Annotated in this window: 17 protein-coding genes; 12 read left to right on the top strand and 5 right to left on the bottom strand. The window is 41.8% G+C overall.

Annotation, left to right across the window (positions count from 1 at the left end):
* The first annotated feature begins 121 nt into the window (after positions 1-121).
* The 4 genes from HMPREF1534_RS16470 to HMPREF1534_RS16485 all read left to right on the top strand — a co-directional run bounded on the left by HMPREF1534_RS16470 (position 122) and on the right by HMPREF1534_RS16485 (position 4,270).
* Positions 122-1,474: a dipeptidase gene (locus HMPREF1534_RS16470; RefSeq protein ID WP_005936596.1), complete on the top strand. Its 1,353-nt coding sequence runs from the start codon at positions 122-124 to the stop codon at positions 1,472-1,474.
* A gap of 72 nt (positions 1,475-1,546) precedes the next feature.
* Positions 1,547-2,113, top strand: coding sequence for a nitroreductase family protein (locus tag HMPREF1534_RS16475; RefSeq protein WP_018451909.1), 567 nt, complete (start codon positions 1,547-1,549; stop codon positions 2,111-2,113).
* Positions 2,114-2,367: 254 nt separating this feature from the next.
* Entirely contained in the window at positions 2,368-2,934 is a 567-nt protein-coding gene (gene xpt / locus HMPREF1534_RS16480) for a xanthine phosphoribosyltransferase (RefSeq protein WP_005936590.1), read from the top strand.
* A 4-nt stretch (positions 2,935-2,938) separates the two neighbouring features.
* The gene (locus HMPREF1534_RS16485; protein ID WP_005936588.1) at positions 2,939-4,270 is read left to right on the top strand and encodes a nucleobase:cation symporter-2 family protein; all 1,332 of its coding nucleotides are present in this window, start codon (positions 2,939-2,941) and stop codon (positions 4,268-4,270) included.
* A gap of 253 nt (positions 4,271-4,523) precedes the next feature.
* Here the strand turns inward: HMPREF1534_RS16485 and HMPREF1534_RS16490 are convergent, their stop codons facing one another.
* From HMPREF1534_RS16490 to HMPREF1534_RS16505, 4 genes are all read right to left on the bottom strand, one after another.
* Positions 4,524-6,158 carry a flotillin family protein gene (locus HMPREF1534_RS16490; RefSeq protein ID WP_005936585.1) on the bottom strand — a complete coding sequence of 545 codons (1,635 nt, stop codon included), beginning with the start codon at positions 6,156-6,158 and terminating at the stop codon, positions 4,524-4,526.
* Between the two features lie 23 nt (positions 6,159-6,181).
* Positions 6,182-6,679 (bottom strand): hypothetical protein, encoded by a 498-nt coding sequence (locus HMPREF1534_RS16495; RefSeq protein WP_005936581.1) that lies wholly within the window; start codon positions 6,677-6,679, stop codon positions 6,182-6,184.
* Between the two features lie 134 nt (positions 6,680-6,813).
* Positions 6,814-7,623, bottom strand: coding sequence for an N-acetylmuramoyl-L-alanine amidase family protein (locus HMPREF1534_RS16500; RefSeq protein ID WP_005936579.1), 810 nt, complete (start codon positions 7,621-7,623; stop codon positions 6,814-6,816).
* 6 nt (positions 7,624-7,629) lie between these two features.
* Complete coding sequence (locus HMPREF1534_RS16505) at positions 7,630-8,178, bottom strand: TlpA family protein disulfide reductase (RefSeq protein ID WP_005936577.1); 549 nt, start codon at positions 8,176-8,178, stop codon at positions 7,630-7,632.
* Between the two features lie 94 nt (positions 8,179-8,272).
* On the opposite strand from HMPREF1534_RS16505, the gene HMPREF1534_RS16510 reads away from it, so the two are divergent.
* The 5 genes from HMPREF1534_RS16510 to HMPREF1534_RS16530 all read left to right on the top strand — a co-directional run bounded on the left by HMPREF1534_RS16510 (position 8,273) and on the right by HMPREF1534_RS16530 (position 14,020).
* The gene (locus HMPREF1534_RS16510; protein WP_005936573.1) at positions 8,273-9,013 is read left to right on the top strand and encodes a DUF6064 family protein; all 741 of its coding nucleotides are present in this window, start codon (positions 8,273-8,275) and stop codon (positions 9,011-9,013) included.
* A gap of 74 nt (positions 9,014-9,087) precedes the next feature.
* Complete coding sequence (gene lysS, locus HMPREF1534_RS16515) at positions 9,088-10,818, top strand: lysine--tRNA ligase (protein WP_005936571.1); 1,731 nt, start codon at positions 9,088-9,090, stop codon at positions 10,816-10,818.
* 10 nt (positions 10,819-10,828) lie between these two features.
* Positions 10,829-11,824, top strand: coding sequence for an NAD(P)H-dependent glycerol-3-phosphate dehydrogenase (locus HMPREF1534_RS16520; protein ID WP_005936570.1), 996 nt, complete (start codon positions 10,829-10,831; stop codon positions 11,822-11,824).
* A 12-nt stretch (positions 11,825-11,836) separates the two neighbouring features.
* Positions 11,837-13,183 (top strand): glucose-6-phosphate isomerase, encoded by a 1,347-nt coding sequence (locus HMPREF1534_RS16525; RefSeq protein ID WP_005936568.1) that lies wholly within the window; start codon positions 11,837-11,839, stop codon positions 13,181-13,183.
* Between the two features lie 102 nt (positions 13,184-13,285).
* The gene (locus HMPREF1534_RS16530) at positions 13,286-14,020 is read left to right on the top strand and encodes an HAD-IA family hydrolase (RefSeq protein WP_005936566.1); all 735 of its coding nucleotides are present in this window, start codon (positions 13,286-13,288) and stop codon (positions 14,018-14,020) included.
* A gap of 196 nt (positions 14,021-14,216) precedes the next feature.
* On the opposite strand, the gene HMPREF1534_RS16535 is transcribed toward HMPREF1534_RS16530, so the two are convergent.
* Positions 14,217-15,425, bottom strand: coding sequence for an ROK family transcriptional regulator (locus tag HMPREF1534_RS16535; RefSeq protein ID WP_005936564.1), 1,209 nt, complete (start codon positions 15,423-15,425; stop codon positions 14,217-14,219).
* Positions 15,426-15,970: 545 nt separating this feature from the next.
* Between HMPREF1534_RS16535 and nagB the strand changes: the two genes are divergently transcribed.
* The 3 genes from nagB to HMPREF1534_RS16550 all read left to right on the top strand — a co-directional run bounded on the left by nagB (position 15,971) and on the right by HMPREF1534_RS16550 (position 20,388).
* A complete protein-coding gene (gene nagB, locus HMPREF1534_RS16540; RefSeq protein ID WP_005936562.1) occupies positions 15,971-16,762 on the top strand; it encodes a glucosamine-6-phosphate deaminase in 792 nt (263 codons plus the stop codon).
* A gap of 3 nt (positions 16,763-16,765) precedes the next feature.
* Positions 16,766-18,754, top strand: a complete 1,989-nt coding sequence (locus tag HMPREF1534_RS16545) for a glucosamine-6-phosphate deaminase (protein WP_005936559.1) — start codon at positions 16,766-16,768, stop codon at positions 18,752-18,754.
* A 329-nt stretch (positions 18,755-19,083) separates the two neighbouring features.
* Positions 19,084-20,388 carry a sialate O-acetylesterase gene (locus HMPREF1534_RS16550; RefSeq protein WP_018451912.1) on the top strand — a complete coding sequence of 435 codons (1,305 nt, stop codon included), beginning with the start codon at positions 19,084-19,086 and terminating at the stop codon, positions 20,386-20,388.
* Positions 20,389-20,402 lie beyond the last annotated feature (14 nt).

Raw genomic sequence — 20,402 nt, 5'->3', positions numbered from 1 at the left:
CCAAACAGCCTGTCTGCTTCTCTTTGGACTTTCTATATATGCATTTTCCTTTATTTAAGTTTTATAATTTTTTTCTTTCCTCCGGGAAAGTTAACTTTAACCCGACAAAAATCATTCAGCTATGGAAATTAAACAATACATTAAAGAAAATGAAGCCCGCTTCATGGAAGAACTTTTCAGTCTCATCCGCATACCCAGTATCAGTGCATTACCCGAACATAAAGACGATATGCTTGCCTGTGCCCTGCGCTGGAAAGAACTGCTGCTGGAGGCCGGAGCAGACGAAGCCATGATTATGCCGTCTCAAGGTAATCCATTGGTGTTCGCACAGAAACATATCAGCGATGAAGCCCCCACCATATTAATATATGCGCATTATGACGTAATGCCCGCAGAACCATTGGAGCTTTGGAAAAGCCAACCGTTCGAGCCCGAAATACGTGACGGACATATCTGGGCACGCGGTGCGGATGATGACAAGGGTCAAGCGATGATTCAGGTAAAAGCTTTCGAATACGTGGTGAAACACGGATTGCTGAAGCACAATGTGAAATTTATCTTCGAAGGAGAAGAAGAAATCGGTTCACCCAGTCTGAATGCCTTTATCAAAGAACATAAAGAGCTGCTGAAAGCCGATGTTATCCTCGTTTCGGATACAAGTATGCTGGGAGCCGACCTTCCCTCACTGACTACCGGACTGCGCGGACTGGCATATTGGGAAATTGAAGTGACGGGGCCTAACCGCGACCTTCACTCGGGTCATTTCGGCGGAGCCGTAGCGAACCCCATCAATACCTTATGCAGCATATTGGCAAAAGTCATTGATGAAGACGGTCGCATCACTGTTCCTCATTTCTACGATGATGTGGAAGAAGTGCCTGCCGCAGAACGCGAGATGATAGCCCAAATACCTTTCGACGAACAAAAATATATGGCTGCCATCAATGTAAAGGCTTTGAAAGGTGAAAAAGGATATTCTACCCTGGAACGTAACAGTTGCCGCCCATCATTCGATATTTGCGGTATTTGGGGAGGATATACGGGCGAAGGTTCTAAAACCGTGTTGCCATCAAAAGCTTACGCCAAAGTATCCTGCCGTCTTGTTCCACATCAAAATCATGAGAAGATTTCCAAATTGTTTGTCGATTACATCAATGCTGTCGCTCCCGATTATGTAAAAGTAAAAGTAACCCCCATGCACGGTGGCGAAGGTTATGTCTGCCCCATTACCCTTCCGGCTTATCAGGCTGCCGAAAAAGGATTCGCCAAAGCATTCGGGAAGAAGCCGCTTGCCGTTCGCCGTGGAGGAAGTATTCCCATCATCAGCGACTTTGAACAAATTCTGGGTATAAAAACCGTATTGATGGGATTCGGACTGGAAAGCAACGCTATCCACTCTCCCAATGAAAATATTCCTCTTGATATCTTCCGTAAAGGAATTGAAGCAGTGGTCGAATTCCACTTGAATTACTAATCATTTATTAAAACGATGAATGTAAATACAATATTCAAGTTATTACCTGCTGTTGTTTTATCGGTAATAACGATGGAAAATTGTCAGAATATGGATAAAAACGAAAATACTAAAGAAGAAAAAAACGCCATCGAAATAATTATGGCACGCAAAAGTGTCCGCTCTTATACATCCCGCCCCGTGGAAAAGGAGAAAGTAGACATCATGCTGAAAGCTGCTATGGCGGCTCCCTCGGCTGTAAACAAGCAACCCTGGGCTTTTATCGTGATAGATGACAGAGACGTATTAAACAAGCTGGCAGAAGTATTGCCCTATGCCAAAATGACCGCGGAAGCACCCATGGCCATCGTGGTTTGTGGTGATTTAGCCAAATCATTGAATGGAGAATTCGGCAAGTACTGGATGCTGGACTGTTCTGCAGCCTCCGAAAATCTGTTGCTGGCAGCCGAAGCTTTGGAGCTAGGGGCTGTATGGACAGCCATCTATCCTGAAGAACAACGTATAGAGAACGTACGCAAGGTTCTGTCATTGCCCGAACATATCGTACCTTTCAACTTAATTCCCATCGGTTATCCTCAACGCAATGAGGAAGCCAAAGATAAATTCAAACAGGAAAATATACATTACAACCAATGGTAACACAAGAGAGTATATCAAAAACAACTCTTGTTATCGTTTCGCTGTAGAAATAAACCGAATCCGCCCAAAGTAACTTGCTTTAGTACTTGGGCGGAAACATTCCTCCTCTCAGGCACCGGCAGTTACATCGGATACCGACTGCCTCCCGCTCATATTTCATATTCTCGATATATCATAAACATTAACCGCCTTCTCCCTTCCTCTTCCCAATAAAATTTGTAATTTTGCCGCCATTATCAAAAATCACACAACCAATGAAAGCATTAAAAGAACGAATCTTACGAGATGGCAAATGTTTTGAAGGAGGCATCCTAAAAGTAGATAACTTTATCAACCACCAGATGGACCCCATTTTAATGAAATCCATAGCCGTGGAATTTGTACGTCGTTTTGCCTCGACCAATATCAATAAAGTAATGACAATCGAGGCCAGCGGAATCGCACCCGCCATCATGGTGGGATACCTGCTTGAGCTTCCTGTGGTCTTCGCAAAGAAGAAAAAACCCGTTACCATGGAAAACATGCTCACCACCAGTGTATATTCTTTTACCAAAGACCGTTCTTACGACGTTTGTGTAAGTAAGGACTTTCTCCAAAAAGGAGACCGGGTTCTTTTCATTGATGACTTTCTTGCCAATGGCAATGCCGCCAAAGGTATTATCGACCTGGTAGAGAAAGCAGGAGCCGAACTTGCCGGTATGGGCTTTATCATCGAGAAGTCATTCCAACACGGTGGTGATTACTTACGCAACGCAGGCATACGCATTGAATCGCTGGCTATCATTGACAGTCTGGACAATTGTGAAATCAAAATAAGATAATCGTATGGAGGAAAAAGCAACCTCAACTCATACAACAGGGCTGATTTACGGACTGAATGACCGTCCTCCTGTACGAGAAGCTATCTTTGCGGCCATACAACATTTATTAGCCATTTTTGTAGCCATCATCACTCCGCCTCTTATTATTGCAGGAGCATTGAAACTGGATTTGGAAACCACAAGTTTCCTGGTATCCATGGCATTGTTTGCCTCAGGCATCTCTACCTTCATCCAATGCAAACGCATTGGGGGTATCGGAACAGGATTGTTATGCATTCAAGGAACCAGCTTTTCTTTTATCGGTCCCATTATTTCAGCCGGTATGCTGGGAGGGCTCCCATTGATTTTTGGAACTTGCATTGCTGCTTCTTCTGTAGAAATGGTCATCAGCCGTATCTTGAAATATACCCGTAAAGTAATCACCCCTTTGGTATCGGGAATCGTAGTGACCCTGATTGGAATGAGTCTGATTAAAGTAGGTATAACCGCATGCGGAGGAGGTGTTGCTGCCCAAGGTAACGGTACGTTCGGCAGTTTTGAGAATTTAGGGCTGGCACTGCTGGTACTTGTTCTTATCATATTCTTCAATCGAAGTTCCAATCGCTACTTACGCATGAGTTCCATTGTCATCGGCTTGATGATAGGTTATGCAGTTGCCTGGTGCATTGGAAAAGTCGATTTCTCTGCCGTACAAAGCTTCGGAGGAGTCAATATCCCCCTACCTTTCAAGTATGGATTGGATTTTGACTTCTCTGCATTCATTGCCTTGGGATTGGTATTCCTCATCACAGCAATTGAAGCTTATGGAGACATCACAGCCAATTCACTGATTTCGGGAGAACCGGTAGAAGGAAAAACATTTATCAAACGTGCCTCGGGAGGTATTCTTGCCGATGGATTTAATTCTATGCTGGCGGGGGTTCTTAATTCTTTTCCCAATTCCGTATTTGCCCAAAATAATGGAATGATACAATTGACAGGAGTTGCCAGTCGTTATGTAGGTTATTACATTGCCGGTTGTCTGATTCTATTGGGGTTATTCCCCGGTGTAGGATTGATTTTCTCTTTGATGCCTGAACCGGTATTGGGAGGCGCTACCTTGCTAATGTTCGGTACAGTTGCCTCGGCAGGTATCCGCATTATTGCCGCACAGAAAATCAATCGCAAAGCCACATTAGTGATGGCACTCAGTTTTTCTTTGGGACTAAGTGTGGAGATGGTTCCCGACATCCTGTGCCACTTTCCCGAAACAATAAAAAATATTTTCTCTTCCGGGATTACTACAGGCGGAGTGACGGCCATCGTATCCAATGTATTAATCCGCATGAAAGAATAAAAAAAGAGTCTATCTTTCAACTCTTTGATCATACTGCTATTTTGCAAGTTAGGAGTGTGTCAAAACTCAAATGGCCTATCCGATTGTTGGCTGTAGGGGCAGGGGTCGCCTGCCCGAAGACACAAAGCAAACTGTTTTCGGGCGAGCGAACCTCGCCCCTGCGAACGAAACGACAGCATTATCCACGTTTTGACACAATCCTAAAACAGTTTGCCTTGTACATTTATTACTTCCAAGACTGTAACCGTTGGAATTATTTTTCCTTACCTTCCGTCTTCTCTTCTTTCTTTTCTTCCGGATTAATGATTCCCTTTACAGTCTCTCCAATAGGCAATTTATCAAGTACCCCAAGACTCGGAGCTACTGTCTTTACCAACGTATTCAAGAAATTACTTGTTCCACCGTTGCCTCCGTCAAACACTGTGATATTACCTAAATTGATATGTTCGAATGCTTTCACCTGTTCACCGGCAATTTCCTTCCATTGGTCTACCATCTTATACTGAATGGCGATTGCCGGATTCGATTCGGCAGCCTTCACCATAGCCTCGAAACCTTCGGCCTCGGCAAGCAATGATTTCTTCTTACCATCCGCTTCTGCTTCCAATTTCATTTTGATAGCCTGGGCTTCAGCCTGTGCCTGAGCCAGCAAAGCCTTCGCCCGCGCCTCTGCCTCGCGGGTAATCTTTTCTGCAACGGCATCTGCCTGCAAAACAGCTTCCTGCTTGGCTATTTCGGCAGGAACAATTTTATCAGCTTTCAATGAAGATTCTACTTTACGCGCCTTTGCTTCTTCCACTTCTTTTTGAGCGATTTCCCGGGCAGTCTGCACGGCAGCTTCCGAACGGGCAGCCGCTTCACCTGCCTGTTTATCGGCATTAGCTTGCGTCACTGCCAGTTCAGCATCAGATTGTGCAATGGCCTTTTGTGCTTCATTTCGTCCGATAGCCGCTTTTTTGGCAGCTTCCGCCTGTTTAATTTCCATATCCGAATTCAACTCGGCAATGCGACTTTCCTTTTCAGTATTGGCCTGTTCGATACGAATATTCTTTTCGGCTTCAGCTTTTGCCACCTGAGATTCTTTTTCAGCATTGGCAATGGCTACCTGAGAGATACGGTCTTTATCAGCATTGGCAACCGATATTTCCTGCTGCTTTTTAGTTTCGGCAATCGCAATATCTTGATCTTTACGAGTCTCGGCAACCTTTGTTTCACGTTCCTTAATCTGATTGGCTATTTTGATTGCACCCAGTTTCTCCTGTTCCTCAATATTTGCCTGCGCTTCATTCTGCGCTTTGCTCTCGGCTTCCTTACCTAAATTGACAATATAATTGGCGGCATCACGAATATCGCTGATATTGATATTCATCAGATAAAGTCCGAACTTACGAAGTTCCGTATCGATATTATCCTTTACCTTTGAAAGAAATTTATCACGATCCGAGTTCAGCTCCTCAATAGTCATATCGGCAATAACCAAACGCATCTGCCCGTAAACGACATCGGTAATCAGGTTTTGTTTGTCATCCATTGTCAATCCCAACATACGTTCGGCTGCATTTTGCATCACTTCGGGGTCTGTACTGATGGCTACGGTGATGGTGGTGGGTACATCCACACGAATATTCTGTGCAGACAAGGCACCGGTCAACTTACAGTCTATCTGCATCGGCTTCATAGACAGGAATTCATAGCCCTGTATAATAGGCCAAACAAAAGCAGCGCCACCATGATACAGTTTCGCCGACTTCTTATCATTGCCGGTCTTACCATATACAACGAGTACTTCGTCACTTTTACACTTACGGTAACGAGAAAGAATACCGATAAAAGTAAGCAAAATGACTGCTACCAATATAGCAGCCATAATCATCATTTCTTGTGTCATAGATTATTTCTTTAAAGTTTCAACTATTGAATATATAATATGCCATCTTTGTAAGCCGTAATGATGGTCCTGTCTCCGGTTTGATAAGTCTTTCCACTTTCCGAAACCACATCTATCTCACGAATAGCGCCATCGCGTTTTATCTGGACGGTATATTTTCCATCACCGTGTTTAAAATAAATGGTACTTTCCCTTCCTACCAATTGGTCTGTTTTTTCGCTACGGTTTACTTGTTGTAACCGATAAGCTTTCTTATAAAGAAACCAAACAGCCAACACAAAGAAAAGACCTATTAATATTCCTATGATGTAATTGGCTACATCCGTATGTCCTGCCAGATACATGTACCAGCCAAAGCCAATACCAAAATGGGTAAGTCCTTTAAAAGACACTACACTACTGATATCAGCGTCTACGTCTATCTCCGTATCAATGTCCCCGAAAAAAATAGAAAGAATAAATTGTATCACAAAGATTCCGGTTGTGATAAGAGCGATAATTAAGAAGATATTACTACTCATAATTGTTTGTGTTTAGTTTTTCAATCGATAGATCAGATATATAAGATTCAAATATACAAATTTGTCGGACACAGGCAATATTGCATCTTTAGTTTAACAAATTTTTCTTATCGAATATAAAAAAAGGGAAGTAATTACTTCCCTTTTTTATAATCGGTCACTATACCTTCTGCTATCCATTTAGCCAGTGCCTGACGATTATTCTGCAACACCAGTCTTTGTTGGTCACGCTTGTTTTGGATATTTCCAAGTTCCAAAAACACCGCCACCGGCTGCGTGTTGCGTAATACATAAAGGTTACGTCCGCTTACCGTCCCGGTAAATCCCCGGTTCGGCTGGTGCTTGTCGTATTTCTTATCAAAGGTGCGATGCAAATTATTCGCCAAACGTTTGCCTTTACTGCTACCCGGTGCATGATAAAAGAATACATCCGTTTGCTTTCCTTTGCTTCTGCTATCCACATGAATAAAGATTGCCCGCTTGTAATTACTCTTATCTTTCTTAAACAGCTTGTCAACCCACTTGCAACGTTGTTTCAACCGTTCCACCTGATTCAAAGGAATGGGATCTCCCATACAAGTTTCCCGCTTACTGTTCGACAAAATGTGACCGTCACGGATACCATCCTTCTTATCTCGGATAATAATGTGCACTTTTGCCCCCCGTGTCAGCAGTTCACGTGCCAAACGAAGAATGATATCATACGCATATTCATCCTCATGCAACTGACGTCCCTGATAAATACCTATTGCTCCCGGGTCGGGACCTCCATGCCCACTCACCAAATAAAAACAAGCCCCGCTAAGTTCGTTAGAAGTAATTTGATAAGTGGCCAGTTTCTTGCCAAAAAGAGATTCCTTACCGGTACGGGGCTTTTTATTCTGTGCAAACGATGAAAGGGATAAAACAAATAATGAAGTAATCAGTACTATTATAAATCTCATTCTTTATTACTTTTCAGCCAACATTTCATCTATCTTTTTACATAGCGAAGCAAACTCTTCTGTATTATAAAGACGAGTCAACATCACAATCTTCCCGGCCTTATCAATCAACACATTACGAGTAATACCGGCTTTACGGTCTGCATATTTTGCAAAAATATCCGCTCCCGGATCAAGCCCCAAAGGATAGGTCACGCCCGTCTGCTTGGCAAAAGCCACTACTTTATCAAGCGGCTCATCGCGATCTACCCCATAAAGAGCAAACGCTTCATTATCTTTGTGCTTTTGCCAAATATCCTTTTCGATAAAAGGCATTTCCTTACGACAAACACCACACCAACTTGCCGTAAACTGAAGCATAACCACTTTACCCCGTAAATCGGATAATTTCACCTTTTGCCCGTTGGTCAGCTCCATTTCGAAATCAGGGGCCATATCACCTACTTTTACTATATAACCGGCATCATCAGGAGTTACCTCCTTCTTCTGTGCCTGCATCGGTTGGCTGAGCAGACATGCGCAAACCAACATCATTAAACTCATCAGCTTTTTCATTGTATTCTCCATTTATAATTTGCCACAAAGATAGACTATTCAATCGTTTTTTTGTAATTTTGCCGCCCGAATTTAACCAATAACCACATACGAGATGAATATTTTTTGGGAAACAATCGCTCAATACAATGCCGGAACATGGATTTACCAACTAATTATCACCCTTGTCGGCTTATGGCTTACCTATTCATTATTCCACCATCCCACCCCTGCAAAGAAAAAGGGGATGAAACTCTATCTTATTTTTATCAATGCATGGGTAGCCGTAGTTTATTATCATATTTATTGCGATCCGCGCAGCTACAGCAATGCATTAGCTCTTTTTTGGGGAATAATGTGCGTCTTCTGGATTTACGATTTAATAGTAGATTACACTCCCTTCGAGTTGAATCACAAACATAAGAAACTAGCTGTTCTATTATGTTTCCTCCCTTTAGCTTACCCCTTGTTTTCTGTAGCCCGCGGCATGGATTTCCCCATGATGACTTCTCCTGTCATGCCATGTTCGGTAGCAGTATTCACCATCGGACTGTTATTGGCTTTTTCACAACGAGTCAATCTTTTCCTCATCTTATTCTTGTGCCATTGGGCGCTTATCGGTTTTACCAAAACTTATTTCTTCCAGATTCCCGAAGATTTCTTGCTGGCAAGTTCAGCCGTACCCGGATTATACCTTTTCTTTAAAGAATACATAGCAGCCAATCTGCACACTGCAACCCATTTAAAAGCACGCCTAGTCAACATTACTCTCCTTGTTGTTTGTGGAGCCATCAGTCTGTTATTTATGATTTCCATGGTATGCGAGCTGGCACAAGATGGAAGCTTATCGAAATAAAAATAAGTCTAAATGAGGTACTTTGCAAAATCTTTCGTATTTTTGCCTCCAAATTGAGTTAATGTTTTAACAGGATGAACGTATTAGAACTAAGTGAACAGGAGATTATCAGACGGAACAGTCTGAATGAAATGCGCGCTATGGGCATTGATCCATATCCCGCAGCTGAGTATGTAACCAACGCATTTTCTACAGATATAAAAGCCGAGTTCAAAGAAGATGAAACAGAGCCCCGCAAAGTATCGGTAGCCGGACGTATGATGAGCCGCCGTGTGATGGGTAAAGCATCATTTATCGAATTACAAGACTCAAAAGGCCGTATTCAGATATATATCACCCGCGATGATATCTGCCCGGATGAAAATAAGGATTTATACAATATAGTATTCAAACGTCTGCTGGACCTTGGTGACTTCATAGGTATCGAAGGATATGTCTTCAAAACACAAATGGGTGAAATCAGTATCCATGCCAAAAAGCTGACCGTACTATCTAAGTCCCTGAAACCGTTGCCTATCGTAAAATATAAGGATGGTGTAGCATACGACAAGTTCGAAGACCCGGAATTGCGTTATCGTCAACGTTATGTTGACCTGATTGTCAACGAAGGTGTAAAAGAAACCTTTGAAAAACGTGCCATTGTGGTTAAAACACTGCGTGCAGCTTTAGACGAAGCCGGCTACACAGAAGTGGAAACTCCTATCCTCCAATCCATTCCCGGTGGAGCAAGTGCACGTCCGTTTATTACGCACCATAATTCATTGGATATGGATCTCTATCTGCGTATTGCAACAGAGCTTTATCTGAAACGACTCATCGTAGGTGGTTTTGAAGGTGTATACGAAATCGGTAAGAACTTCCGTAATGAAGGTATGGACAAGAACCATAATCCTGAGTTTACCTGCATGGAACTTTATGTTCAGTACAAGGATTACAATTGGATGATGAGTTTCACAGAAAAATTATTGGAACGCATCTGTATTGCTGTAAACGGAAGCACAGATAGTATTATTGACGGAAAAACAATCAGTTTTAAAGCTCCTTACCGCCGCTTGCCTATCTTGGAGGCTATTAAGGAAAAGACCGGCTATGACCTCAATGATAAGACCGAAGAGGAAATACGTCAGGTTTGTAAAGAGCTGAAAATGGAAGAGATAGATGAAACAATGGGTAAAGGAAAACTGATAGATGAGATCTTCGGAGAGTTTTGCGAAGGTACCTATATCCAACCCACTTTCATCACTGACTATCCGGTGGAAATGTCACCGCTGACTAAAATGCATCGTTCTAAACCGGGACTGACAGAACGTTTCGAATTGATGGTAAACGGTAAAGAATTGGCGAATGCCTATTCTGAGCTGAACGACCCGATTGACCAGGAAGAACGTTTCAAAGAACAAATGAAGCTGGCCGACAAGGGTGATGACGAAGCAATGATTATTGATCAGGATTTCTTGCGTGCATTACAATATGGTATGCCTCCCACTTCAGGTATCGGTATCGGTATCGACCGATTGGTGATGCTGATGACAGGTAAGCCTTATATTCAGGAAGTATTATTCTTCCCGCAAATGCGTCCTGAAAAGATTACTCCAAAAGACTCGGCAGCCAAGTTCATGGAACTGGGTATTGCAGAAGAGTGGGTTCCCGCTATTCAAAAAGCCGGTTACAATTTAGTGAGTGATATGAAAGATGTAAACCCACAGAAGTTACACCAAGACATTTGTGGCATAAATAAAAAATATAAATTGGAATTGACCAATCCTACGGTAGATGAAGTAGCCGGATGGATTAGCAAAATCTAATTGACAAAACATGAAATTGCCCGGTAAAATAGCAATAATGGGTGGTGGCAGCTGGGCCACGGCTATTGCAAAGATAGTCTTGGCTCAGTCTGAATCAATCAACTGGTATATGCGTCGTGACGACCGAATTGAAGAGTTTAAACGTCTCGGCCATAATCCGGCTTATCTGACTAGTGTGCGTTTTGATATCAAGCGCATTAACTTTTCGTCGGATATAAACAAGATAGTCAAGGAATCGGATACCCTGATATTTGTGACTCCTTCTCCTTATCTGAAAAGCCACCTCAAAAAGCTGAAAACCAAAATAAAGGACAAGTTCATCGTCACAGCTATTAAAGGTATCGTCCCTGATGAAAACCTGATTGTTTCCGACTATTTTAACAAAGTATATGGTGTTCCCGAAGATAATATTGCCGTTATCGCAGGGCCTTGCCATGCAGAAGAAGTCGCTTTGGAGCGTCTTTCTTACCTGACTATCGGTTGTAAGGATATTGACAAAGCCAAAATTTTTGCCCGCCAATTGGCCGGACATTATATCAAGACTTCAGTAAGCCCTGATGTGGCAGGTATCGAATACGCCTCTGTCTTGAAGAATATTTATGCTATCGCTGCCGGTATTTGCAGTGGTTTGAAATATGGCGATAACTTTCAGGCAGTATTGATTTCGAATGCCATACAGGAAATGAATCGCTTCCTTAACACCGTACATCCCGTAGAACGTTCTATCGATGATTCTGCCTATTTGGGAGACTTGCTTGTTACTTCTTATTCCAATTTCAGCCGAAACCGTGTGTTCGGTACAATGATTGGTAAGGGATATTCTGTAAAAAGCGCACAAATAGAGATGGAAATGATAGCGGAAGGGTACTACGGTACAAAATGTATTAAGGAGCTAAATAAACATTTGCACGTGAACATGCCCATCGTAGATGCCGTTTATAATATATTGTATGAGCGCATCTCGCCCATGATTGAGATAAAATTATTAACTGATTCATTCAGATAAAATTCAGATACAATGAAGAATATTAGTTTAAACATCGACAAAGTAGCCGGATTTGTTTCAAAAGAAACGATCGCTGCTTATGCACCTCAGGTAAAAGCCTGTATTGAAACTCTGGAAAACGGTACAGGTAAAGGTAATGATTTCTTAGGCTGGCTACACTTGCCTTCATCAATTACTGCTGAACACTTGACTGATTTGCAAGAGACTGCTCAGGTACTTCGCGAAAACTGTGAAGTAGTCATCGTTGCCGGCATCGGTGGTAGTTATCTTGGTGCACGCGCCATTATTGAAGCTTTATCCAACAGCTTCCAATGGTTGCAGGAAAAGAAAAATGCTCCGACTATCATTTACGCAGGACATAATATCGGTGAAGATTACTTGTTTGAACTGACAGAGTTCTTGAAAGACAAGAAATTCGGTGTAATTAATATCTCCAAATCAGGTACTACTACAGAAACAGCTTTGGCTTTCCGTCTGCTGAAAAAGCAATGCGAAGACCAACGCGGTAAAGAAATGGCAAAGAAAGTAATTGTAGCCATTACCGATGCCAAGAAAGGAGCTGCACGCGTAACTGCCGACAAAGAAGGTTATAAATCATTCATTATTCCGGATAATGTAGGCGGTCGTTTCTCAGTATTGACTCCCGTAGGTTTATTACCTATCGCAGTAGCCGGATATGACATTATTAAATTAGTGGAAGGCGCACGTACAATGGAAGCTCTTTGCAGCAATCCCGACACACCTTTTGCAGAAAATCCTGCTGCTGTTTATGCAGCAACTCGTAACGCTTTATACCAAGACGGCAAGAAGATTGAAATTCTAGTGAATTTCCAACCTAAATTGCATTATGTATCAGAATGGTGGAAACAATTGTATGGAGAATCTGAAGGTAAGGAAAACAAAGGTATCTTCCCCGCTTCTGTAGATTTCTCAACAGACCTCCACTCCATGGGACAATGGATTCAGGAAGGCGAACGCACCATCTTCGAAACAGTAATCTCTGTTGAGAAGCCGAATCATAAACTTGAAGTTCCTTCGGATGAGGCAAACCTTGACGGACTAAACTTCCTGGCCGGAAAACGTGTAGATGAAGTAAACAAGATGGCAGAGCTGGGTACGCAATTGGCACACGTAGACGGTGGCGTGCCTAATATGCGTCTGATTGTTCCTGAACTGAACGAATTCTATTTGGGAGAAATTATTTACTTCTTTGAAATCGGTTGCGGTATCAGTGGCTATATTCTTGGCGTTAATCCTTTCAACCAACCGGGTGTGGAAGCATACAAAAAGAATATGTTCGCTCTATTAAACAAACCGGGATACGAAGAAGAATCTAAAGCAATCCAAGCTAGATTATAATCTATAAGATTTTTTATTCAGGCACGGATTTCACGGATACATGCAGTTTCATTAAAACTGTGAATCTGTGTAATCCGTGCTTCATTATGATACTATAAAATAATGTTTCAAGAAGCAATAAACAATTACCTCCAATCTCACGGATATAATACCATCAATCTGAAAGCCGTATTATTTGATATGGACGGCGTATTATTCAACTCCATGCCCAACCATGCCGAATCATGGCACAAAGTGATGCTCCGCTTCGGTTTCGGACTCAGCCGCGATGAAGCCTACATGCACGAAGGTCGCACAGGAGCCTCAACGATAAACATTGTAAGCCGTCGTGAACGCGGACATGACGCAACAGAAGAAGAAATAAAAGCAATCTATCAGGCAAAAACTGAAGAGTTTAATAAATGCCCTATGGCAGAAAGAATGCCCGGAGCTTATGAAGTTCTGACAAAAATCAAAGAAGAAGGTCTCATTCCGATGGTAGTAACCGGTTCGGGACAAACTTCTCTATTAGACAGATTAAACCATAATTTCCCCGGCATATTTAAAAAGGAACTGATGGTCACTGCTTTCGATGTAAAATATGGTAAGCCCAACCCCGAGCCCTACTTAATGGCTTTAAAGAAAGCTCACCTTCAACCCAATGAAGCACTCGTTATAGAAAATGCACCATTAGGAGTACAAGCCGGAGTAGCTGCGGGTATCTTTACGATTGCGGTAAACACCGGTCCTCTGCCCGACCAAGTGCTATGGGATGAAGGAGCAAACCTACTATTTCCTTCCATGCCTGCATTCAATGAGAATTGGGAAATATTGAAACAAGAGTTGAAAAATAAATAGAAAGAGGCAATCTCTCATTATCGCCATGTATGTGTCAAGGCTAAAATAACCTATCACTTTGTCATCCCCAACAAATTGAAGAATCTGTTTACATCTACTTTATGTTTACAGATTCTTCGCAAAATTCAGAATGACAAAACAAAATAATTACATTATTAATGTTTCGACATCAAAACAATAATTTGCCCGAAAAAGGCTAAGATTCAAACAATTTACTTCTGGAAAGCATACATGCACCGATAATACCGGCTCTCTCTTTCAATTTAGATTCCACAATCACAGAATCACGGTTCATCAAATTGAGCGTATACTTACGGATAGCCGTTGTAATAGGCTGTATCAGATAATCTCCTGTACGAGAAAGATCACCACCGATAATCACCAATTCAGGATTAAATATATTAATCAATCCGGCAACATGCCTTCCCAGCTTCACACCAATTTCTTCTACCAACTCAATACAAAGCAAATCTTCTTTATTCACAGCAGCAATAATATCATCAAGCGTTATTTCTTCAATATTCTTCCTGCTATTTGAAATAATAGAAGTCTCTCCATTCTTAATATGCTCCAATAAAATCCGCTGCAAGGCAGAACCCGAAACTTCAGTCTCTATACATCCTTTCTTGCCACAATGACAGATAATCTCATTTTCATATCCGTAATTATGTCCGAATTCACCGGAGAAACCGGATTTTCCTTTATAAAGCTTTCCATCAATGATAATACCCATACCCAATCCCCAACTAACGTTAATGAGGATGATATTCTTTTCACCTTTCACCGCACCCTGCATATACTCACCATATATCATTGCACGCGTATCATTATCAATCGACACCCGGAAACCGCCCAATTTTTCAGAAATAATATCCGAAAGTGGACGCTCATCAAAATTAAAGATACTATAGCTGTACCCCAAATCAGGATTTACACGTCCCGAAAGGTTTACATTAATATTCAAAACTTTATCCTGCTCTATCGGAAGTTTCTGAAGGAATTGTTTGATTATCTTGCACAACTCATCCAAACACTCAGGAGTATTCTTTGCCCTAAAAGGTACATTCATCTTTAATTGCATCACGTCACCTTTAAAGTTTATTAACCCCAAATGAATAGAAAACTGCCGCACCTCTACTCCGACAAAATAGCCGGACTCTGCATTCAATCCATACAGACTAGGATGTCTGCCTCCACTGGTTTCCAACTTTCCATAGTCATTAATGTACCCATCCTCACACATTTCATCAATGAACTTTGTGACAGTAGGCACACTCAAATCCATTTCTTTTGCCAAATCAGTAATGGTAGAACTACCATTATAAATATAATGTGTGATGATACGTTTCTTCATCACAGCCAACTTAGAGCCTTTCTCTATCTCTTTCAACAACTTATCACCCATACTAAAATATTCCGTTAATGCTCACAAATATAGTTATTTTTTTATGAAATCATATTTCATAAAGAGAGAATTTTGCAAAAAGTTTTTATAGAACCTAATATATTATATCTTTCTGTCAATTATTTCTAATTCATAAGAATTATTCGTCAACACCGTTTACGTACCCATAAATTAGGAGATTATTAAATAAGCTTTATTTAATAAATAAATTCACTTATCAAACTCTATTACTAAATGATTTATATATCAATACCGGCTACAACCTACATAACTCTTTATTTCTTTCCTATAAATAAAAAAGGCACTCCTCCTACCCTCATCTCTTTTTCATTTTAGACGAACCATTTTTTTATGTTATTTTTTATAAAAACGAAAGAGAATGCTAATAAAACAAAGAAAATCACTTTCTCAGAAAGAAAAAACTCATTTATTGAAGGGAATGTCCCCAATTTTCAGTAATATTGCAACTTGGGTGAACAGTTCATCCTAAAACAGACAATAAATAGAAAAAACGAATAGTTAACTTAAAACTTAAAAAAAGAACCATGAGAGTAATTATCGAACCTGATTATCAAAAACTGTCACAATGGGCAGCAAACTATGTAGCAAGTAAAATTAATGCAGCAAACCCCACTCCCGAAAAACCATTCGTACTGGGTTGTCCTACCGGTTCATCGCCACTAGGTATGTACAAAGCGCTGATCGAGCTGAACAAACAAGGAAAAGTATCTTTCCAGAACGTTGTTACTTTCAACATGGACGAATATGTCGGTTTACCCGAAGACCATCCTGAAAGCTACCACACATTCATGTGGAAGAATTTCTTCAACCATATTGATATCAAGAAAGAAAATGTACATATCCTGAACGGAAACGCAACAGATCTGGAAGCTGAATGTGCAAACTACGAAAAGCAGATTGCCGAAATAGGTGGTATTGATTTGTTTATGGGAGGTATCGGTCCTGACGGCCATATCGCTTTCAACGAACCGGGTTCTTCCCTGTCTTCTCGCACCCGTATCAAAACCCTGACCACCGATACTATCATTGCAAACTCACGCTTTTTCGACAATGATGTGAACAAAGTTCCCAAAACTGCGTTAACAGTAGGTGTAGGAACTGTTCTTTCAGCCAAAGAAGTGCTGATTATCTGCAACGGTCACAACAAAGCTCGCGCATTACAGCATGCTGTCGAAGGCGGTATCACACAAATGTGGACCATTAGCGCATTACAAATGCATCAACATGGCATCATTGTTTGTGATGAAGCAGCAACAGATGAACTGAAAGTAGGTACCTACAAGTATTTTAAGGACATCGAAAAAGCTAATTTGTAATTTATGAGAACAAACCTAAGCTCGCAGATTTCTCTTAACAGAGTATCTCCGAAGTATTATAAACCCGAAAATGCAGTGGAGCGTTCCGTACTCACTCGTTTTGAGAAGGTGCCGACAGACATCTACGAAACGGTAGACGAAGGAGTGCAACACATAGCCGATGAAATAGCTGCCAAAATCCATGAGCGCCAGCGCGAAGGAAAATTCTGCGTGATTGGTGCAGGAACTGGTGCTTCATTGCGTCCGCTATACGCTGAGCTCGTCCGTAAGCATAAAGACGAAGGACTAAGTTTCCGCAATGTAGTCATCTTCAACTTATATGAATACTATCCCTTGGCCGCCGAAGGTGCAGGAAGCAGTTTCGCACAACTCAATGACCTGTTTTTAGGCCAGATAGATATCGATAAGCAGAATGTGTTTACGATTGACGGCACTATTCCTCAAGAAGCCGTAATCGAATACTGCCGCCTGTATGAACAACGCATCCAGACATTTGGCGGTATGGATATCATTTTGATGGGTATCGGTCGTGAAGGCAATATTGCCATGAACGAACCGGGCTCAAGTCTCAGCTCACCTACCCGACTGATTCTGATTGACTCCACTTCACGTGCCGAAGCCGCACACAATCTGGGTGTGGACAATCTTCCTCCTTGTTCCATCACTATGGGCGTTGCCACTATCATGGCAGCTCGCAAGGTTTATCTGTTGGCATGGGGCGATGACAAAGCCGATATTATCAAGAAAGCAGTGGAAGATAAAGTAAGTGATACACTTCCCGCTTCTTACTTACAGTTGCATAACAATGCAAATGTTTGCATTGACCTGGCAGCAGCCTCCCACTTAACACGCATTCAACGTCCATGGTTGGTAACCAACTGCGAGTGGAACGATAAATTGATTCGCAGTGCCATCGTATGGTTATGCTTGAAGACAAAGAAACCCATCCTGAAGCTTACCAACAAAGACTATAACGAAAACGGATTAAGCGAACTGCTGGCACTCTATGGCTCTGCTTACAACGTAAACATTAAAATCTTCAATGATTTGCAGCACACCATCACCGGATGGCCGGGTGGCAAGCCGAATGCAGACGATACCTATCGCCCCGAACGTGCAAAACCGTTCCCCAAACGTGTGGTAATCTTCTCTCCGCACCCTGACGATGACGTCATCTCAATGGGTGGAACCTTACGCCGTTTGGTTCAACAAGGTCATGAAGTGCACGTTGCATACGAAACATCCGGAAATATCGCCGTAGGTGATGAAGAAGTAGTACGTTTCATGCATTTTATCAATGGTTTCAATCAACTTTTCGATGATAACTCTAATGAGACAATCAAGAACAAGTATGCTGAAATCAAGAAATTCCTTGCAGCAAAGAAGGAAGGCGATATGGATACACGCGACATCCTGACCATTAAAGGTCTGATTCGTCGTGGTGAAGCCCGTACTGCTTGTACCTTCAATCAAGTTCCTTTGAGCCGTTGCCACTTCCTCGACCTGCCGTTCTACGAAACCGGTAAGATTGAAAAGAATCCTATCAGTGAAGCTGATGTAGAAATTGTACTGAAGCTGTTACGCGAAGTAAAGCCTCACCAAATATTCGTAGCCGGTGACTTGGCCGACCCACACGGAACTCACCGCGTATGTACTGATGCAGTTCTTGCTGCCATCGATATTGAAAAGGAAGCTGGAGCAGAATGGTTGAAAGACTGTCGCACATGGATGTACCGTGGCGCATGGGCAGAATGGGAAATAGAGAATATTGAAATGGCAGTTCCGTTCAGCCCTGAGGAACTGCGTGCTAAACGTAACTCTATCTTGAAACATCAGTCTCAAATGGAAAGTGCACCGTTCCTGGGTAATGACGAACGTCTGTTCTGGCAACGTAGCGAAGACCGTAATCGTGGTACAGCAGCATTGTATGACCAGCTAGGTTTGGCATGCTATGAAGCCATGGAAGCATTTGTAGAATATGTCCCACTATAAGAAGTATAAGACCTAACCTAATTTATACTAACCTTTAAAGTAAAAGTAAATCCCCGGAGGATGTGATTATCCTGACCGGGGATTTTTATTTCCTACCCCCAAAAATAGAAATATAATCCATCATTTAAGCTAAAATATCTATGGGATTATACAACAATTATTATTTCTTTTGCAAATCTATTCCTCTATCAGGAATATTCATTCACCTTAATCTATACAATATAATGAAAAGAACTATTAAAACTATTTTTCTGGCATTGTGTTATAGTGCAGTTACAAATGGGCAAACTTCTACCCCAATACATTTACCGGCCATATTCTCGGACCACATGGTACTCCAACAGAAAAGTACTGTTTCTATTTGGGGATGGGGAGAAGCAAGCACTACGGTCAAATTAGTAGGAAGTTGGATGCCCAATGATACCATTTCAACCTCTGTAGATGACTGCGGACGTTGGAGAACAAAAATTCCTACCTGTGGGCACGGAGGTCCGTACACCCTGCAAATATTCACCGACAACAGAAAAGAAAACAAAATAATACTGAAAGATATCCTATTGGGCGAAGTATGGTTATGTAGTGGACAGTCAAACATGGAATGGAGTCCCAATAACGGAATCCATAACCGGCAAGAAGAGATTGACAACGCTAACCATCCCCACATACGTTTCTTCAGTCTGAGCAAACAAGGAAGCAAATCTCCGCAAGAAGATTGCTATGCACAATGGGAACAATGTACCCCCGAAATAATGCAGAAGAGAAGTGCCATAGCTTATTTTTTCGGCAAACGTTTGCAACAGAAACTCAATGTACCCATAGGATTAATTGTTTCCGCATGGGGAGGAACTCCTGCCGAAGTATGGACTCCGAGAGACACCGTCATAAACAACAAAGTCATTGCCGAAGCAGTAATAAACAAGCCTTACCCCTGGTGGCCGGTAACACCGGGAGTCCTTTACAACAGCATGATTCATCCGTTAATGCCATACGACATTGCCGGAGCCATTTGGTATCAAGGAGAATCAAACAGAGACAATCCGTCATCATACAATTTGCTCATGGAAAAAATGATTGCAAGTTGGCGAAAAGGCTTCGGCAAGAATTTTCCTTTTTATATGGTTCAAATAGCTCCATACAACTACCACTCTACCAATAACGGTCCCGCATTGATACGTGAAGCACAAGAACAAGTAGCACATAGAGTTGACAATGTAGGACTGATAACCACTACCGATATTGGTGACCCTGACAACATCCATCCTGCCCAAAAAGCCGAAGCTGGCTTTAGACTGGCTAATTTAGTATTGGGCAGAACTTACAAAGCATTAAAAAAAGGTTATGAAACACCTTTCTTCACACAAATGACCATAGAAAAAGGAAAAGCTATCCTCTCTTTTAGTCATACAGAAAAGAAATTAGTATGTCCCGACAAAAAAATCAGAGGAGTAACAATAGCCGGAAATGACGGAAACTTCGTACCTGCCAATGCACGTATCAAAGAAAACCGGCTGATAGTTTCTTCACCCAAAATAAAACAGCCGATTGCTGTCCGTTACTGTTTCGATGATGCGACTGTAGGAAATTTATTCAATGCAGAAGGACTGCCTGTAGCACCTTTCCGCACAGATAGATAATAAAAAATATCGGC

This window comes from Phocaeicola massiliensis B84634 = Timone 84634 = DSM 17679 = JCM 13223 (assembly GCF_000382445.1).
Taxonomy (GTDB): Bacteria; Bacteroidota; Bacteroidia; order Bacteroidales; family Bacteroidaceae; genus Phocaeicola; species Phocaeicola massiliensis.
The sequence above is the reverse complement of the archived record's forward strand: the minus strand, read 5'-3'. Positions and strand labels throughout refer to the sequence as shown.

Excerpts from the sequence above, each read along its gene's own strand:
- HMPREF1534_RS16470 (WP_005936596.1), top strand. The coding sequence starts at position 122 with ATGGAAATTAAACAATACATTAAAGAAAATGAAGCCCGCTTCATGGAA.
- HMPREF1534_RS16475 (WP_018451909.1), top strand. The coding sequence starts at position 1,547 with ATGGAAAATTGTCAGAATATGGATAAAAACGAAAATACTAAAGAAGAA.
- xpt (WP_005936590.1), top strand. The coding sequence starts at position 2,368 with ATGAAAGCATTAAAAGAACGAATCTTACGAGATGGCAAATGTTTTGAA.
- HMPREF1534_RS16485 (WP_005936588.1), top strand. The coding sequence starts at position 2,939 with ATGGAGGAAAAAGCAACCTCAACTCATACAACAGGGCTGATTTACGGA.
- HMPREF1534_RS16490 (WP_005936585.1), bottom strand. The coding sequence starts at position 6,158 with ATGACACAAGAAATGATGATTATGGCTGCTATATTGGTAGCAGTCATT.
- HMPREF1534_RS16495 (WP_005936581.1), bottom strand. The coding sequence starts at position 6,679 with ATGAGTAGTAATATCTTCTTAATTATCGCTCTTATCACAACCGGAATC.
- HMPREF1534_RS16500 (WP_005936579.1), bottom strand. The coding sequence starts at position 7,623 with ATGAGATTTATAATAGTACTGATTACTTCATTATTTGTTTTATCCCTT.
- HMPREF1534_RS16505 (WP_005936577.1), bottom strand. The coding sequence starts at position 8,178 with ATGAAAAAGCTGATGAGTTTAATGATGTTGGTTTGCGCATGTCTGCTC.
- HMPREF1534_RS16510 (WP_005936573.1), top strand. The coding sequence starts at position 8,273 with ATGAATATTTTTTGGGAAACAATCGCTCAATACAATGCCGGAACATGG.
- lysS (WP_005936571.1), top strand. The coding sequence starts at position 9,088 with ATGAACGTATTAGAACTAAGTGAACAGGAGATTATCAGACGGAACAGT.
- HMPREF1534_RS16520 (WP_005936570.1), top strand. The coding sequence starts at position 10,829 with ATGAAATTGCCCGGTAAAATAGCAATAATGGGTGGTGGCAGCTGGGCC.
- HMPREF1534_RS16525 (WP_005936568.1), top strand. The coding sequence starts at position 11,837 with ATGAAGAATATTAGTTTAAACATCGACAAAGTAGCCGGATTTGTTTCA.
- HMPREF1534_RS16530 (WP_005936566.1), top strand. The coding sequence starts at position 13,286 with ATGTTTCAAGAAGCAATAAACAATTACCTCCAATCTCACGGATATAAT.
- HMPREF1534_RS16535 (WP_005936564.1), bottom strand. The coding sequence starts at position 15,425 with ATGGGTGATAAGTTGTTGAAAGAGATAGAGAAAGGCTCTAAGTTGGCT.
- nagB (WP_005936562.1), top strand. The coding sequence starts at position 15,971 with ATGAGAGTAATTATCGAACCTGATTATCAAAAACTGTCACAATGGGCA.
- HMPREF1534_RS16545 (WP_005936559.1), top strand. The coding sequence starts at position 16,766 with ATGAGAACAAACCTAAGCTCGCAGATTTCTCTTAACAGAGTATCTCCG.
- HMPREF1534_RS16550 (WP_018451912.1), top strand. The coding sequence starts at position 19,084 with ATGGTACTCCAACAGAAAAGTACTGTTTCTATTTGGGGATGGGGAGAA.